Consider the following 15,928-nt stretch of genomic DNA (forward strand, 5'->3'; position numbering starts at 1 on the left):
CCATTCCTTAGCTCAGTGGCATTGTGGCGTCGCCCTGGCTGGCAGCGTCAGAGGCGGTGGATTCACAGGCCGTAAATTTCGGGTAGGGCACATCAAGCTTTGCCGGGCCAGCATAATCAAAATTGGCACTTTTCACCTTAAAATCACCGCCGGTGCCACTCTCGATTTTAGTCGGATCAATCGTCAGATAAGAGCCACCACACTGCAGCGTGATTTTTTTCTTCGCCGAGATAATGATTTCATCGTCAAGGCTGGTGACTGTAATGCCCTTTTGGGCCAGGATATCAATACCACCAGTTTGTGCCTGCATTTCGATTTTCCCGGCAGCAGCAACCAGCTTCATCCCCATTTCATGCACAAAAACCACCAGTGTTTTTTTGGCCACCAACGCGATGCGTTTCAGTGCCGATATTTCCGTATTACCGCCTGCAGTGAATATCTGGTTCTGGTTGGCGCTCAATTGAATGTGTTGCGGTGTAGAGAGGACAATCCCTGCTGGGGCTCCGGCTACAATAACGGGTTGCTGAAGGGTATCCACACTTTGCTGCAAAAAAGCCTGCTGGGTACTGTTGTCAAGCGGGTCGATTTGCGCTGTCTGCAATACGTTGGAGAGGGACTCCGCCAAGGCAAGTGCATCAGACAACTGGCGCTTAATCTCGTCCATGCTCAGTTGCTGACCACCGGCTCGGGGTTGTGCTTGAGACGAGAGTAAAATACCTTTGCCACCCCGCAGGGCCAGCCAGTCGTCGGTACGTACCTCCCCCCCTTCACCGCGCTGCTGCTTCTCGCTGTCAACCAGGTGCCCCAGGTTCAGTTGGCTCTTGCCACCGTACTCGGTACTGAGCTTGATATGCTCCTGATTTCTCGTGTCGTCCAGTCTGAGTTTGTTGTTAGCTGGAGTGCGCAGCACGTTGCGCTTGTAGTTGCGGATGGTCACATGGTCGACGTGCGCCGAATCATGCAGAACGTGCGCGATGTAAGGGCGGTCCGGATTGCCATCTTCGTACGCAATCGCTACCTCCGTCCCTGCCAAAAGCGGAAGATGGAGTCCATAGACGTCTCCCGCATACGGTCGGGCTTGCCGCACCCACAGGCTTTCATAACCCGCCTCCCAGCTATCACGGTCGAACAGCATGTTCACCCGGTAGCGCCCGTCTTTGTCGATATGACCGTAGATATCATTGGCGGTGGTGCTGGTCACCCGTGCCGGTAGCGTACCGGCCATCTTGGGTTTGGGGAGCAACGCCGGGCGGAAGCCGTAATCCTCGGAATAAGGGATGGCCTCGAACGCCACTTCAAAGCTGCGGTCGCGCCGTGCAGAACTGGTGGTACGCACGATAACCACGCCCTGGGCAAACGCGGCCGGGGCATAGCTGCCCGTCACCTTTAGCTCTACACCTGGAACCAATGTTGCGGTATTGGCTACGCCGGTGAACCGGGTTTGTGCGTTCAGGTAGCGCTCATGGCGCAAGCGGGCATAAAAGGCGCCGCTTTCCGGCTCTGGCTCACGCCCTTCGCTGCCGGCGGTCAGGTAGTTGTCGGCGTAATGATAGGCTTCGCCGTAGGTGGTGGCGTCACCGCGAGTGACATCCACCTGCTGGGTCAAGTCGGCGGTGGCGGTGCGGTAGTTGTAGTCGTTGGTGCTGACCGATTTCTCCACCACCTGATGGGCGCTGGACAGGTCCCAGACCGAGTCCGCGCCACTGTCGTGCATACCGGAAGGCGGCACCGCCTGCAGGGTCATCCCCTGTTGGTAATGGCGCTGGTCGTCGTAAAACTCCACCACGTCAATATTGAGCTTCGGGTCGGCGGTAAAGCGGAACCAGATACCCACCTCGGCCAGCAGGCGTGAGATAAAGGTCAGGTCATCTTCACCGTACTGCATCACCTGCTCACGGCGCGGATACTCATGGGCCAGCGTGAAGACAAAATCCTGCCCGCGCATATCGTGGCGCTCACGCAGGATTTTCTCCACAATGCCCGGCACCGAGATATCCTGATAAATCGCGTTCTGGTGGCTGCGCGACAGCAGCGCCAGGCGCGGTTGCAGGCAGACTTCATAGTGGCTTTCGTCGCGGGAGGTGGAGAGGCGTTTAAAGCCGGTGACCACCCCCTGAATAACCCGCTGGGGTTGCTGGACGGACACGCCAAAAGCTTCGGCCACCGGGGCCTGCAGGGTGAAGGCGGCGTCCTGCATCAGCATGGTGTCCGGGGCGATGGCCTTGTCGCGGCTGGTGAACTGGATGGCGTAACGGAACGGCGCGCTCAGCGCGTCCTCACCGGTAAAGCCCAGTACATCTATTTGAGCATTGCTGCCGCGGACCGCCAATTTATGGTGACTGTGGTCGAAAAATAGCGCGGTGGATAGTTCACTCATCTTTTTTCTCCATAAAATTCGAGCGTGACGCCCGCGTCCTTGTCCCACCCCAGCGTCAGCCGGGTGGGGTGGTGTTTCGCTGCCTGCTGGCTGAGGAGTTGTTGGCTCAGCACTGGCAGGATGTGCTGGTTCAGCAGGCTGTCAATATGGCGCGCCCCGCTGTCCGGTTGCAGGCAGGCCGCCACCAGAGCGTCGGTCAGGCTGTCTTCCATCACACAACGCAGGCCGTAATGCTGCTGTAACCGTTGGGCCAGCTGCGCCAGTTTGATGGCGACGATGCGTTTGAGCGCCACCGCGCCCAGCGGGCGGTAAATCAGCGTCTGGAAACGCGCCAGCAGCGCAGGCTGGAAATGGTCACGCAACAGCGGGCGCAGCCGTTCGTGTAATTCGCTCTCGGGCGCGTCGGGGTGTTTATCCAGATACGTCGTCAACGCATCGCTGCCAAGGTTCGAGGTCATCACGATCACGGTGTTGCGAAAATCAATCTCACGCCCTTCGCCGTCACGCATAAAACCGCGGTCAAACACCTGATAGAACAGGTTGAGCACGTCGCGGTGGGCCTTTTCCACCTCGTCCAGCAGCACCACGCTGTAGGGACGTTGACGCACCGCTTCGGTCAGAATGCCGCCCTGGCCATAGCCGACATAGCCCGGTGGCGAACCTTTCAGTTGGCTGACGGTGTGGGCTTCCTGGTATTCGGAGAGGTTGATGGTGACCAGCGACGTTTCACCGCCAAACAGGATATCCGCCAGCGCCAGCGCGGTTTCGGTTTTGCCCACGCCGCTCGGGCCGACCAGCAGGAACACGCCCTGCGGGCCGTTATCCGGCGTCAGCCCAGCGCGGGTGGCGCGCAGCCGTTGCGCCAGGTCACCCAGCGCCACGTCCTGCCCGATAACCCGTTTCGCCAACTGGCGTTCGAGTTGCAGTAATTCGCTCTGTTCGTCTTTCAGCAGGCTGCCCAGCGGCACGCCGGTCCAGTCGGCAATCACCGTCGCCACCGTCCTGGCATCCACGTCCAGCCACAGCAGCGGGTTGCAGCGCTGGATATCGTGCAACTGCGCCCGCAGTGCGTCACACTCCTCACGGCGGTGGCCTTCCTGACGCGCCACCAGCAGTTGTTCTGTCAGCGTCCGCTCTTTCTCGTATTGTACCGCCAGCCGGACCTGATGCTGTTGCAGTGCCCGCAGCCGGTCGCTGATATCTGCCAGTCTGGCCGGGTCAATGGCGGGGTCCAGCACCTTGTCCTGTTCAATCGACTGTTGCTCGAGGGTCAACGCCGCCAGCTCTGTTCTGAGGTGTACGATTTGCTCAGGTTCACTGTCCAGCCCCATGCGCACCCGGGCACTGGCGGTATCCAGCAGGTCGACGGCTTTATCCGGCAACTGTCGGCCCGTCAGGTAACGGCGCGAGAGCGTCACGGCCGCTTTCACCGCCGAGTCGCAGATATGTACCCCATGGTAGGCGGCATAGCGTGCCTTCAGGCCCCGCAGCATCCGGCAGGCGTTCACATCATCCGGCTCTTCGACTTTGACCAGTTGGAAGCGCCGCTCCAGTGCCGCATCACGCTCAAAATACTGCTTGTACTCTGACCAGGTGGTGGCCGCGATGGTACGCAGTTCACCGCGCGCCAGCGCCGGTTTCAGCAGGTTGGCCGCATCGGCACCGCCCGCCTGATTACCCGCACCAATCAGGGTGTGGGCTTCGTCGATAAACAGCAGTATCGGCGTCGGTGACTGCTGCACCGCCGTAATCACGTTCTTCAGCCGTTGTTCAAACTCGCCGCGCACGCCCGCCCCCGCCTGCAACAGCCCTAAATCCAGGGTGCGCACGCTGACGGTTTTCAGGCTGGCCGGGACATCCCCCTCGGCCAGGCGCAGTGCCAGGCCTTCCACCAGGGCGGTTTTCCCCACGCCGGGTTCCCCCACCAAAATCGGGTTGTTCTTGCGGCGGCGGGAGAGAATGTCCACCATCTGGCGGATTTCGTTATCACGCCCCAATACCGGGTCAATCTCACCCGCCCGCGCTTTGGCGGTCAGGTCCTGGGTAAATTTATCCAGCTCGGCGTGCAAGGCCTGATTCGGTTCGATAGCCGGGGGCAACGTGGCCTCCACCGGGGCATCGACCGGCCATTCCAGGCGCGGGGGCTTTTCCGGGCGCTCTTCCGATTGCGCATCCAGCAGCGGTAGCAGGTGGGCCAGCTGTGTGGCACTGAGGCTGAGCAGTGGCCAGGTGGCATTCTGGGTGACCAGATGCGGGGCGGCGACCAGGGCCATCAGCACATGCAGCGAACGTACCGCCTCCGTATTGACCTGTGCCGAGGCCTCCAGCCAGGCCTGTTGTATCAACTGCTGTAGTGGGGCTGACAGCTGTGGTTTGCCCTGGATCTGATGGGGTAAAGGTTCAAGGTGTACCAGCAGCCCGTGCCACAGCGCATCCTGATCCCAGTCATAGCGCCGGGCGATCACCGACAGATCGCCATCCCCCTGCTCTAATAATTTGAGCAACCAGTGCTCCACGGTGATCTCCGCATGGCCACGGGTCTGGCAAAGCGTCGCCGCTGCCGCCAGCGCCTGGGCACAGTAAGGATTTAACCGATGTAATAAACGTGCTGCGTGAGTGCTCATGCCTCTTCCCTGTTCTCTTTTCCTGCCCGCAATGATCTATCCCGTGCGGGCACGCTACCGCCCATAGCCGTTAACCGAGGCCCATAAGGTCATTGGATGCATTGTGAATGTGCTTGGCTGAGTACCGGCACGGCGAGACTCAGCCAAAAACACAAAGAGCAGGCGGGAAACCGCCTGCTCTCAAGACTTACGCGGTCGTACGTTCGTTCCAGGAGTCGGAATGAATGATGTTGCCGTCTTTGTAGGTCCAGGTGATTTTCTCGTAGCGCAACTCGATCTGCTCCAGATGATTGTGCCTCTCTTTGGCAGCGTCTTTGATGTCGTGCATCTTCGGCGCCACTTTCACCAGCTTGACGTTCTCGAGTGTGGTGTTGAAATACTCCACTTCCTGGCCAGCGTCATCGATGCGGTACCATTTGAACTCGGCCTTTTTCAGCGTCTGACCGGTAGTTACCGCCTTGTACAGGTACGGGCTGGAGGCATCGATTTCCTTGGTAAACAGGAACGGCGTATGAATACGGGTCCCCGTGAGTTTACCGGTGTTGTTATCGGTCGGGATGTACAGGCTGTGATCCTGTGCCACCACTTCAATGCTGCCTTCGCGGTCTTTGACATCCACAGACCCTTTGATGTCTGCACCACCGTCGTCTTTCAGCCACAGATAGACTGGAATTGCCATGTAAAGCTCCTTTTATTGACGTAATAAGGTCACGTGTTCCGGTGACCCGGTTGTCGATCCTGGCCCCGGGCAGGCCGAAGCCGCCGGGACCAGAGTGATTTCAACGCGGCGATTGGCCGCTCGCCCGGCAGCCGTCTCATTGCTGGCCACCGGCTGGGTCGCCCCAAAGCCCTGCACGGCAAAACAGCTCGCGGGAACCTCGCTGTTGTGTACCATCCAGTCACGCACCGCTTCCGCGCGTTTAAGCGAAAGTGGCTGATTGGTGTGCACATCACCGGTGCTGTCGGTATGCCCGGCCACCACAATCAATTCACCGGGTTTGGCCTTGATGTTAATCAGTGCCGCCACCAGGACTTTGGTGGCGTCGGGCTTGAGCGTGGCCTTGCCGGTATCAAACAGTGACAGGCTGTCCAGACGCACAGTCTGCGGGGTTTCCTCCGTCGACGCGGTAGAGGAGACCGGTGACGATGCGGGTACTGGAGGAACATAGCCTTTGATGGCCGCCATCAGTGGCTGACGCAGGCGTTCTCCCTGATACAGCCCGAGGCCCAGACGCAGGGGCTCACCGTTGCGAAACTGTTCATCCAGCAACGCCATATCCTGACGCAACACCTCAACGGCGCGGGCTTTCAGGTCGTGGTCTTTCATCTCCACGCTGTCGTAATGGCGAATATCGAACACGACACGCTGCACGAGTTGCCGGTTTTGCCAGGCACTGCTACACAAGGCCACCACCGCGGCCAACCCCAACAGGGTGACGGCATAACGCAATGCCCGCTGGCGTGGTGATACGCCACTGCCCACCGGCAGCGTGGAAAAAATAAAATCGGGGAAAGGCAGCACGTTATCTTCGGTCGTGGGTTCCGGGTGCCAGCCCACCACTCGGGTCAGGGCAGTGTGCGCCGCCAGCCACTGCTGCCAGAGCGAAGACGCAACTCGACTCTGCAACCCGGCGACCTGATGCAGAACCACCTGCTGCGGGGATACCGCGGCCACATCGTCGCTGTGTGTCTGCAATGCAGGCAGCACCTGCGCCTGCAGCCAGTCCTGGTGATGGCGGAACAGCACTGTCTGCTGCATCCGCTCAGCCTGCAGTGTATTGCTGCCCTGGCGTTGCCAGTCTGCCAACGTTTCCGGCTGGGTGACGTTCGGCCACAGAGTGACAGGCGGTGCCTGCTGTTGAGAAAGCCAGACCGGGGTCGTGGCAAGCGAGGTCGCCACAGTGCTGCACAGGAGCAGCGGCAGCGGGCAGCGGGTATCCCGGCGCAGTTGCACCAGTTGCCAGCGGAGTTCATGCAAAGTCGTGGATAACGCCCGTGCGTCTGCCTGTTGCTGCGGGTTGACCGAAACCATCACCGCCAACTGCGCGGCCCACGCCGGACGTTGCCACAGCAGTTGCTGCACATACTGGCGAAGCTGGCGGCTGTCATCCACCCGCAGCCAGCACCCCTGCGCACTCTGGCGCAGCGTCTCGGTGCCGAACAGGGAGTCCAGACCATCACCGCAAGCACTACCGGCAAGCGGGTGTTGTCCACCGGTAGCCCGTCAAAGCGGCTCGTGGTCAACGTCGCGTCAGGCTGGCGACCCGCTCGCCACAGCCCTGCCACACCGGTAGCGACAACCAGCAGGAAAGCGCCCCAACGAACCGGCGGTGAAAAGGGCAAAAAAACCAGACACAGAAGACTGGCCAATAACCCTGCCCACAACCAGAGACCCTGTCGCCACCGCGGATGCATTACGCTGGCCTCGGCAACAGAGTCGGCAACAGGCCAGACAACTGGTGATCGAGCCCCCACCACAGCAAGGCCACGGTGAGCCCGGCCAGCACCAGGCGCACCGGCCAGTAGCGCAGCCAAATACCCAGGCGATTGCGTGAAGCCGCGATGGCCAAAACCGGACGCGACGGTGCCACATTGAACGGAGGGACCCATGCGGAGAGCTGATCGACCAGTTGTTCACGCTCCGTCACGGCCAGTGAACGATACCCGCCCAGGAACCCCAGCATCAGCACCCGGTGAAAACAGGTCAGTACGGCATTGTCCGGCGCAGGCTCGCGCAACACGCTACGCATCCGCTCATACAGTTGATTACCGGCGTCCAGCGTGTTGAAGAAATGGGCCTGTAACGGCGAATGGCTCCACACGAAGTAGGCATCATCCTGCACACCTCGCCCTTTCACGGTTTCATCCAGTATCGCGCACTGGGCATACAGGATGTGCTGACGGCTCGGCTCACTGACGTCCGCCTCAATCAGCGCCTTCTGGAGGTGTTCGATATCGGCCACGCAGCGCTGCCAGAACGCCTGACCCTCGCCTTCCGCGCAGGTCAGGCCCTGACGCAGGCTGATCACCTGCAGCCAGGTATCCTGCAATAACGCGTCCATATCCACGTGCGGGGCAAATCGCTTCATCGACGGGCTCATGAGCGCAGCACCGCGAACAGTTCAAGCTGAATGTCACCCAGCGTACCCGGAACATAGAACACGCAGGCCCCCGCCTCCAGCATCTGCTGCGCCGCCGGGTTGTTCAGATCCAGGGAGAAGTACTGATTCTCCAGACGCAACGGAATGGCCGCAGGGACATGGCTCAGCGGGCGCAACGGGATCCCGCTCAACGCGATGTTCACCACCTTGCCGACATCATCCGGCGCACCGACTTTACACAGTTGCGGGAACTGGGTTTGCAACTGTGCCGCCGGCAGGGAGGAACGCACGGACAGGTAGAAATCCACCTCTTCGCGCAGACGCGGATCGTGCAGGGCACCGCGCCACTGATTGACGCGCGGCTCATGCACCAGTTCAATCGCCACCACCCGTGACGGCAGGCTCACTTCCAGCAGGGTATTGAGCAAGGTGAAGAGCGGAGGGAACACCACCGTCAGGCGATCGTGCTGATAAACCGGAATGGCCGTGACGTCATGCTCCAGGGAAAAGGTCAGCAGGCTGCCCGCCAATCGGGCCAGTTCCTGGTACAGACGTTCAGGGTGCACCTGCGGGTAGCGCTGAAAATTCCCCAGCACCGGCTCGGCCCCGTTGAGGGCATTCAGCAGCCAGAACAGCGACACATCGGCCACGGCAAAGTCGGCCATGCGCGCGTTGCTTTCCCGGCGCATGCCCATCAGGCGTTGCAGACGCGCCCGCAGCTGCACCATCAATGACTCCAACTGCCCCTCACACCAGGGGCTGGCCCGCAGGCTCAGCAACGGCGGGATAAACTGCGTGTCCTGCGCCCAGCGGCCCTGTGCGTCGCGCAATAACCGCACCACCGGGCAGACTTGATAGTCCCCGTTTTCCTGGGTGTCCAGACGCAGGGTGAGCTCATGGCTCATCACCGCAACCTGTTTTTTATCGTCGCCATACTGATTTTGCACATCACGCCACGTCTGACGGTAACGCACCGGCCGTTCGGCCCGCTCATCGGGTTGCAGGCAGTTGCCGCCGTTGGCATAGAGTTGCGGCAGGGCCAGCATCACGGTGACGTCCGTGGCGTCCGCGGGCAGGTTGGCCGCCAGGGTCAGCGTGGGCGGCAGCAGATCGGCACAGTCCGTGTCGATCAGCACACCATCCTGAAACCGCACTTGCAGGCGCTCCGCTTTCAGACGCCCTTGCGCCAGCGCGTCCTGATCAAAGGTGGCCTGCAACACGCCCCAGGGATGCAAGACCCCCATCTGCGCAATGCATTCGTTGGTCCAGGCCTCCAGAGAGGCTTGTTGTTGAAACTGCTGCGGGGATACCAGGATCCCGCGTGTCCATAAAGGACGATCAATCTTCATCGTGTCTCCGTTTACGCCTTCGCTTTCGGCATCTGCGACACCAGGGACAGTGCCACATCCAAGCCTTCCACCTGGAAGTGCGGGATGGCATACAGCTTGACGCGGAAGAAGCCCGGGTTGTCTTCGATGTCTTCCACCGTCACCTTCGCATCGCGCAGCGGGTGAGAGGCTTGCAGGTCATCGCCCGGATCGGTCATCTCGGTCACCAGACCACGCACCCAGGTGTTCAGCTCCAGCTCCAGCAGACGGCGGTCTTTGGTGGTGCCGATGTTCTCGCGCTGAATAAGCTTCAGGTAGTGTGCGATACGCGACAGCAGGAAGATGTACGGCAGGCGTGAGTTGATGCGGCTGTTGGCCGTAGCATCCGCGGTGTCATACAGCGCCGGTTTCTGCGCCGAGTTGGCGGAGAAGAAGCAGGCATAGTCGCGGTTTTTGTAGTACGACAGCGGGATAAAACCGAGGTTGGCGAACTCGAACTCGCGGGTTTCCGGGATCATCACTTCCGACGGGATCTTCACCTGATTGCCGGTGCCCAGATCGTACAGGTGGATCGGCAAGTCCTGCACCGCACCACCGGCCTGCGGGCCACGGATCTGCACGCACCAGCCGTTGTCGATAAAGCTTTTCACCATGTTGGCGGCAAAGGCAAACGACGCGTTGGTCCACAGGTACTTATCGTGGTCCGGGCCGGTGACCTCTTCCACATAGTTGAAGCTGCGCACCGGCACGGTATCCGGGCCATACGGCAAGCGGCCTAGCACGCGTGGCATGGTCAGGCCGATATAGCGCGCATCGTCGGTGTCACGGAAGGATTTCCACTTGATGTATTCGGCGCGATCAAAGTAGTTGCCAATGTCTTTGATGGCCGCCACTTCTTCCATCGAATTCTTGAGGAAGAACGCCGGGCCAACGGCACCGATAAACGGCATATGGGCGGCGGCGGCCACTTTGGAAAGGTTGCGCAGCAATGCCACGTCTTGGGCGCTGGCATCAAACTCGTAGTTGGAAATCACCGCCCCAATCGGCTCACCGCCGGGGGTGTCGTACTCGGCAATATAGGTATGGCGATACAGGCCGCTCTGGATGATTTCCGGGCTGTCTTCAAAATCCTGACGCAGGTCGTCTTTGGAAACGTCGAGCAGTTCCAGCTTCACGTTCTGGCGAAAATCGGTTTTGTTCACCAGGGATTTCAGACCACGCCACAGGGATTCCACTTTCTGGAATTCCGGGTGATGCATCACCGCATCCAGTTGGCGGCTGATTTTTTCATCCAGCGCGGCGATATGGCTATCCAGCAGGTTCTTGTCGAGTTTTTCGACCTTCTGCGCTGACTGCTTGAGCAAGTCTAGAAATACGCTGACGGCGGCGGTAACGCGCTCATCAGCCGAGACGTCCGCCAGGGCATCGCCGTCCTGAAAGGCCTCAATGCCGTTCAACTGGGAAACCGGGTTAAGGTTGATTTTTTCAAACAATGACGCGTAAACGCTGTGTGCCGCCGGGGCGTCTTTCTCCAGCACGGTGGTGGTGTGGCTCTGACGTTGTGCCGTTTTTTCCTGCAGGGTTTCTTCCTGTCCAGACATTGGTCTATTCCTTTATATTCCCATCCCGGGCAATTAACAGTTTTCGAGTGCCAGTATTTCCAGTTCCATCCGCAGTTCGTCGCTCAGTGCCTCATCCTTCAGGATAATTTCGAGCTCGCGTCGGAAAGTGGCGTTGTCCAGCAGGTTGGATTTGAGGTCGCGCAGCAGGTTGCGCATCGCCAGCATGGCGCGCAGTTGCGGGATTTGACGCGCCACCTGCTCGGGTTCGAAGTCTTTCATAGCGCTGAAACTGAGGTTGACGGCGGTGTCGCTCGGGTCATCGGACAGCGTGTCGGGCACCGACAGGGCGAGTTGAGGGTTGAATTCGGCCAACACGCTATCGAAGTTATTTTTATTGACGCCGATTTTTTCACGTTCGGACAGCGGACGGTGTTCCTGCCCGTTACTGTAATCACCCATCGCCAGCAATTTGAGTGGCAATTCGACACTCTTCTGTGCGCCACCGGTATGCAGGTCGAGTTTTATGTTAACGCGCGCTTTCGGCAATTCATTTTGGTAGGAATTGGACATGGGTATCCCTGTTCAATTAAGACAATAAAGAACGGTCTGCCCCTGGGGGATCAATAAGAATGGCTAACCCTGCCAGACAACAACTTCCTTTTTTGCATCATCGGATGCAGACGAAAAAGAGGGTCACAAGCCAGCACATTCCTTACGGGACAATGGCAGAGCGCTGTGTAAATAAGGTTTATCTGAATACTGAGATCATCCGGATAAAAATCATCGGGGGCAGTGTAGAAACCTTGATCACATTAGTGAAACTCAGTAATGTAACCAAATGTTACAAAACAATCATCATCCGACCTCCCTCAGTGTGATGATTATTAAGAATTTTCCAAGCAAGCGTCACCAACGCTTATCAGGCAAGGGGCGGTACGGAGCAGTGAGCCGATCAGCAACCGATTAACGTGTAAATAATAGGGTTGAGAAAGGCATTTATTGCCCAATGTTTTTTATAAAGGCATCGGGATCAGGGGATGTCATGATTTTAAAAAGCGTCTCTCACACACAAATACATTCATACAACGAATGTATTTCATTTTTTATAGGAGGGAATCGGCCATACCTGATCTTTATACCATCGGCATCCTACGCACATGGGAACAATCTCAGTGTGGTGGTGAAAGTGACAAGTGAAAGCTCTTCTCTGGCAGATCGGGGGCAGCACTACCGGTAAGAGAATCTTGCGCCATCCCAGGTAGTCAGGTTTTAGCAGGAAGCTCGACTCATCGGTTCTACCTGCTCATACTCCCTGAATGGGAGGTGATTTTTATTTAAGAAAAATTATGCCTTAATTTTCATAGGGATGCTACGTAAGCCATTATTGCTTTCACCGCATCATCGCATTCCGTATGATTTGTTATCTCAACAACCGGACACTCCACGCTTTCAAGCCATTTTTTATGCTTGTACGCATTTCTACTTATTTCTGTAGAAGTATCATAGGCTGAAGCCCATTCAATAAAACTTTGGGATTTCTCATAATACTCACCCCCAGGAGAAATGGCTTCGCCGTATCTTGCCAACTCCCTCTTCCTGATACGTTCGATCCTGACATCGTTCTTTACGTACACATAAACGACGAGATCGAAATAAGGGATAAACCTATCCCCCCAGCCACAAAGGGAACCACTCAGTATCCATTGCTTGTTTGCGTTTAATGCGGTCAATAATCTCTGTTGTCTTTCCAGGTATTCACGAGCAACGGTAAAGGGAGGCGTAGTGTTATGCCAGTAAATATCATCCGTATCTATATGCTGATAATTTGTGATTTTGCTCAGCCGCGCGGCAATCGAGGTGGTACCTGAACCAGAAGCCCCCATGATGTGTATTTTATTTATTTGAGACATAAATGAGTCCTGAAAAAGGAATTTTACATCAATGAGTTACAGTATTCACAAATGAGCCACGGCCTGCGGAATCTGCGTAGGGAAAAAGTTGCTGGTGATCGGGCTGGCTGATAAAAAGACGCTGCCAGCCGCCTATCTCACCAGACAGAGAAGAGATCGCACACTGGCATTTATCGATCTGACCAGACTGCCAGTTCATAGCCATCGGGATCGGTAAAATGGAATCTGCGCCCACCCGGAAATGAAAACACAGGCACGACTATTGGGGCACCCAAAGCCTCAAGCCGCTTCTGAGTTCCCTCAAGATCTTCCGTATACAGGATAACCAATGGACCGCCTGACGATTTAACCTCACTCAGCGTTGTTAAGCCACCACATAGGCGTCCATCCGTAAACTCGCAATATTGGGGTCCATAAACAGTAAATTGCCAATTAAAAACCGCCCCATAAAACTCTCTTGAACGTGCAATATCACTGACGGCAAACTCAATATTATCTATACAGCCGTGTTTTCTCTGATCACTCATCACATACTCCTGCCATTGATAAACGTCCATCTACGGATACCCCAACGCTGTTTGCCGAGCCTATCACTATTTTTAAGCGCATGAGGTTAATATAACTCATTTAATATCTTAATGAATTTAGCCTGTCCATCAGGTTGTATATTGTTTTCCGTCCACCCAATATGACGATAAAAGCCGTTCGCTCGCACCCCTGTGTTTCTGTCTGTTTCGAGCCAAATTTGTACACATCCCATCTCTGCGAGCCATTTCTCTGCTTCATCCATCAGTTTGCGACCAATACCTTGCCTTTCGAAACCTGGCTCAACAAACAATGCAAAAACTGTAGCATTAGCAGCATCAGCCATCGCGAAAGCTCTTATAACTCCGTCAATCTTGGCTACCCACCCTCGGCCTTTACCACATAACATTTCAGGGAGGGATTCTGGCGTTACACCGTACTTTGCTAAATCCGCCATGGTTGCTTTATTTTCATTTACACTGAGGCGGATACGAAACATTTCTGCAACATCTGTAATATCTGCAATTGTTATAAACATAGAGGTACCTTACCTTTCCCTGTTTATGCTCTGAGCGGAAATACACGCCTGAATAAACTAGCAGATCTGACAAGATAGCAAAACGAATTCTGATCTGATGGTATGAGATACAAAAAAATAGGCATATTATGCGTTGACAGAATAGTACTAAGGGTACCAAGCGGCATCATTCGCAAGGTTTGTGAAATAATTATGCTATGGTGTTCAATAGCAAAAAAATCCCTTACTCAATCCGTTAACTGAGTAAGGGTGCCAATAGGCCAACACCAGGGAATCGTTAACTGCATTAATTAATAGCGGCCAAAAAAGGATGTGGCAAGTTATTTTATTTAAATTAAACCGTAGTTTTATTTATTGACAAAGGTCCAAATTAAAAATCCAACATCAGTATAAAAAACAAAGTCAGAACAATTAATAACTTACCCTGGCAATAACGCCTGATGGATTTTTAACGATTGTGACAAATTTGTAAGCAGGAAAATCTGGCGGGTAATACGCTACATTGATGTCGATCATTTTATCGCCAACTCATCATCCTCTCGCTTTCCACCAGATATGATCAAGTGGGATTCTATTGCTCTCTGACAGTAGGCAGAAACGCAATATGGCTGTGATAAACGGAACGACATGCTCTGTAGATGTTTGCGATGAAAACAAACAGGTCTACGGTGTGTGGAAGGTCTGAAAGCAAGAGAGCATGTAGATAATACCTATATGCTCTCTTGAGGGTATCGTCGTTTATCGATTAATAATAATTGATCGTAAATACCACTTTGCCATTCGCATGGCCCGGCGAAACGTCAGCATTGTTCGTCGCAGTTTGAATATAACGGGCTGCTAACGGGATACGAATTGTCGAACTGCTGTCTTTTGGTAGTGTCACTGTCTGTTCGGCCGAGAAGTTAAACGGCGTCGGCGTTTGGCTGCTCTCCCCCCAACCAAGCTGAATCCCCACGCCTGCCGCAGCACCAGAGACCGTTGAGTCGATAGCCATTATTCCGTTGGCTGCATCGATCACTGAAGTCGCCGGAGTCAATCGCACGCCAATACTGTTATTGAGTGAGGTGGTAGCGTTACTCGTTCCCGTAGCGTAATCCATCAGCAAGGTCGTATTGGTGCTGTTATAAAAGCCGTAGAATGTCGGACAATTGGTTAAGGCAATGGAGGCATCCACCCAAGGTGTGGTCGAATTTACCCGAGTAAAGTGCTCACTGACGTCATAAACCCCCATTGCCACAGTGACATCTGGCGTCGCGCAGGTTTGTGTAGAGATCCTCAAGGTTCCCTGGAAATTGATATTATAAAAAGTAAACGGCAGCCCGGTGACGGCGACGGAGCCAGGGTGGCTATTTACCGGTGGCTCCAGCGCTGTCTTGATACTCGGGAAATTTGCACCGCTAATTGTAAAGCTACCGGGCGTGATCGGCCCCGTTTTAATGAGCGAGACATAGCGTGTTGAACCGACGAAATTCAAGGCTCCACCTAATTCATTACTAACCTGCCTAATAGGGCTCTCTATATCGGTAGTCACTGCAGGCCTATTGGGTATTATTGGGTTGCCATCAGGGGTTCGTGAGATAGCTACGCCAATCCCTGGAATATTCGTCTGATAGACTGCGCCAGCAAACGGGCCGGTCATCAAGCCGCTCAGAGGCAGTGGAGCATTGCTAATCAGCGTTGAGCTGCTGTACCAAAATGATTTACCCACGTCGGCCTGTGCCCATTGGCACCCCATCTTGGTGCTTTTCATCACCCAACTGCCTTGATAAAGCACCGTCCCCACGGGAATATCGGCCCCGGCAGAAATCACCGGCGGACTCAGCGGCACCGTTTCCGTTTGGATTGCTCCAGCATCAAACGAACAGTTCGCCACGGCCCAACTCTTGGCGCTGATAACGCTGAGCAAGAGGCTGCCAAACAGTCCGAGAACGTTTTTCATAGATAATTTCATCCGTCATTGCCT

The 15,928-nt window shown here is 55.8% G+C and carries 13 protein-coding genes; all 13 read right to left on the reverse strand.

Annotation, left to right across the window (positions count from 1 at the left end):
• Positions 1-7 precede the first annotated feature (7 nt).
• Positions 8-2,377, reverse strand: a complete 2,370-nt coding sequence (locus ACX1CU_RS19935; protein ID WP_459399954.1) for a type VI secretion system Vgr family protein — start codon at positions 2,375-2,377, stop codon at positions 8-10.
• On the reverse strand, positions 2,374-5,001 hold the full coding sequence (gene tssH, locus ACX1CU_RS19940) for a type VI secretion system ATPase TssH (protein WP_459399955.1): 2,628 nt from the start codon (positions 4,999-5,001) through the stop codon (positions 2,374-2,376). Before tssH ends, ACX1CU_RS19935 begins: the two co-directional genes overlap by 4 nt.
• 187 nt (positions 5,002-5,188) lie before the next feature.
• Positions 5,189-5,680, reverse strand: coding sequence for an Hcp family type VI secretion system effector (locus ACX1CU_RS19945; protein WP_076941484.1), 492 nt, complete (start codon positions 5,678-5,680; stop codon positions 5,189-5,191).
• Between the two features lie 12 nt (positions 5,681-5,692).
• Positions 5,693-7,114 (reverse strand): OmpA family protein, encoded by a 1,422-nt coding sequence (locus ACX1CU_RS19950; RefSeq protein ID WP_459399956.1) that lies wholly within the window; start codon positions 7,112-7,114, stop codon positions 5,693-5,695.
• Positions 7,033-7,371 (reverse strand): hypothetical protein, encoded by a 339-nt coding sequence (locus ACX1CU_RS19955; protein ID WP_459399957.1) that lies wholly within the window; start codon positions 7,369-7,371, stop codon positions 7,033-7,035. Before ACX1CU_RS19955 ends, ACX1CU_RS19950 begins: the two co-directional genes overlap by 82 nt.
• 44 nt (positions 7,372-7,415) lie before the next feature.
• Positions 7,416-8,102, reverse strand: coding sequence for a type VI secretion system protein TssL, short form (gene tssL / locus ACX1CU_RS19960; protein WP_459399958.1), 687 nt, complete (start codon positions 8,100-8,102; stop codon positions 7,416-7,418).
• Positions 8,099-9,451 (reverse strand): type VI secretion system baseplate subunit TssK, encoded by a 1,353-nt coding sequence (gene tssK, locus ACX1CU_RS19965; RefSeq protein WP_459399959.1) that lies wholly within the window; start codon positions 9,449-9,451, stop codon positions 8,099-8,101. Before tssK ends, tssL begins: the two co-directional genes overlap by 4 nt.
• Before the next feature lie 11 nt (positions 9,452-9,462).
• Positions 9,463-11,031, reverse strand: a complete 1,569-nt coding sequence (gene tssC, locus ACX1CU_RS19970; protein WP_459399960.1) for a type VI secretion system contractile sheath large subunit — start codon at positions 11,029-11,031, stop codon at positions 9,463-9,465.
• A gap of 33 nt (positions 11,032-11,064) precedes the next feature.
• Positions 11,065-11,562: a type VI secretion system contractile sheath small subunit gene (tssB, locus tag ACX1CU_RS19975; RefSeq protein ID WP_459399961.1), complete on the reverse strand. Its 498-nt coding sequence runs from the start codon at positions 11,560-11,562 to the stop codon at positions 11,065-11,067.
• Positions 11,563-12,350: 788 nt separating this feature from the next.
• Positions 12,351-12,902 carry an AAA family ATPase gene (locus ACX1CU_RS19980; protein WP_459399962.1) on the reverse strand — a complete coding sequence of 184 codons (552 nt, stop codon included), beginning with the start codon at positions 12,900-12,902 and terminating at the stop codon, positions 12,351-12,353.
• 170 nt (positions 12,903-13,072) lie between these two features.
• Positions 13,073-13,429, reverse strand: coding sequence for a VOC family protein (locus ACX1CU_RS19985; RefSeq protein WP_459399963.1), 357 nt, complete (start codon positions 13,427-13,429; stop codon positions 13,073-13,075).
• 86 nt (positions 13,430-13,515) lie between these two features.
• Positions 13,516-13,965, reverse strand: a complete 450-nt coding sequence (locus tag ACX1CU_RS19990) for a GNAT family N-acetyltransferase (protein ID WP_459399964.1) — start codon at positions 13,963-13,965, stop codon at positions 13,516-13,518.
• A 745-nt stretch (positions 13,966-14,710) separates the two neighbouring features.
• A complete protein-coding gene (locus ACX1CU_RS19995) occupies positions 14,711-15,916 on the reverse strand; it encodes a fimbrial protein (RefSeq protein ID WP_459399965.1) in 1,206 nt (401 codons plus the stop codon).
• Positions 15,917-15,928 lie beyond the last annotated feature (12 nt).

Source organism: Serratia sp. D1N4 (assembly GCF_054552755.1).

Bases quoted from the DNA above. Each gene is read 5' to 3' on its own strand.
- ACX1CU_RS19945 (WP_076941484.1), bottom strand. From the start codon at position 5,680: ATGGCAATTCCAGTCTATCTGTGGCTGAAAGACGACGGTGGTGCAGAC.
- tssH (WP_459399955.1), bottom strand. From the start codon at position 5,001: ATGAGCACTCACGCAGCACGTTTATTACATCGGTTAAATCCTTACTGT.
- ACX1CU_RS19980 (WP_459399962.1), bottom strand. From the start codon at position 12,902: ATGTCTCAAATAAATAAAATACACATCATGGGGGCTTCTGGTTCAGGT.
- ACX1CU_RS19985 (WP_459399963.1), bottom strand. From the start codon at position 13,429: ATGAGTGATCAGAGAAAACACGGCTGTATAGATAATATTGAGTTTGCC.
- ACX1CU_RS19995 (WP_459399965.1), bottom strand. From the start codon at position 15,916: ATGAAATTATCTATGAAAAACGTTCTCGGACTGTTTGGCAGCCTCTTG.
- ACX1CU_RS19990 (WP_459399964.1), bottom strand. From the start codon at position 13,965: ATGTTTATAACAATTGCAGATATTACAGATGTTGCAGAAATGTTTCGT.
- tssK (WP_459399959.1), bottom strand. From the start codon at position 9,451: ATGAAGATTGATCGTCCTTTATGGACACGCGGGATCCTGGTATCCCCG.
- tssC (WP_459399960.1), bottom strand. From the start codon at position 11,031: ATGTCTGGACAGGAAGAAACCCTGCAGGAAAAAACGGCACAACGTCAG.
- tssB (WP_459399961.1), bottom strand. From the start codon at position 11,562: ATGTCCAATTCCTACCAAAATGAATTGCCGAAAGCGCGCGTTAACATA.
- tssL (WP_459399958.1), bottom strand. From the start codon at position 8,102: ATGAGCCCGTCGATGAAGCGATTTGCCCCGCACGTGGATATGGACGCG.
- ACX1CU_RS19935 (WP_459399954.1), bottom strand. From the start codon at position 2,377: ATGAGTGAACTATCCACCGCGCTATTTTTCGACCACAGTCACCATAAA.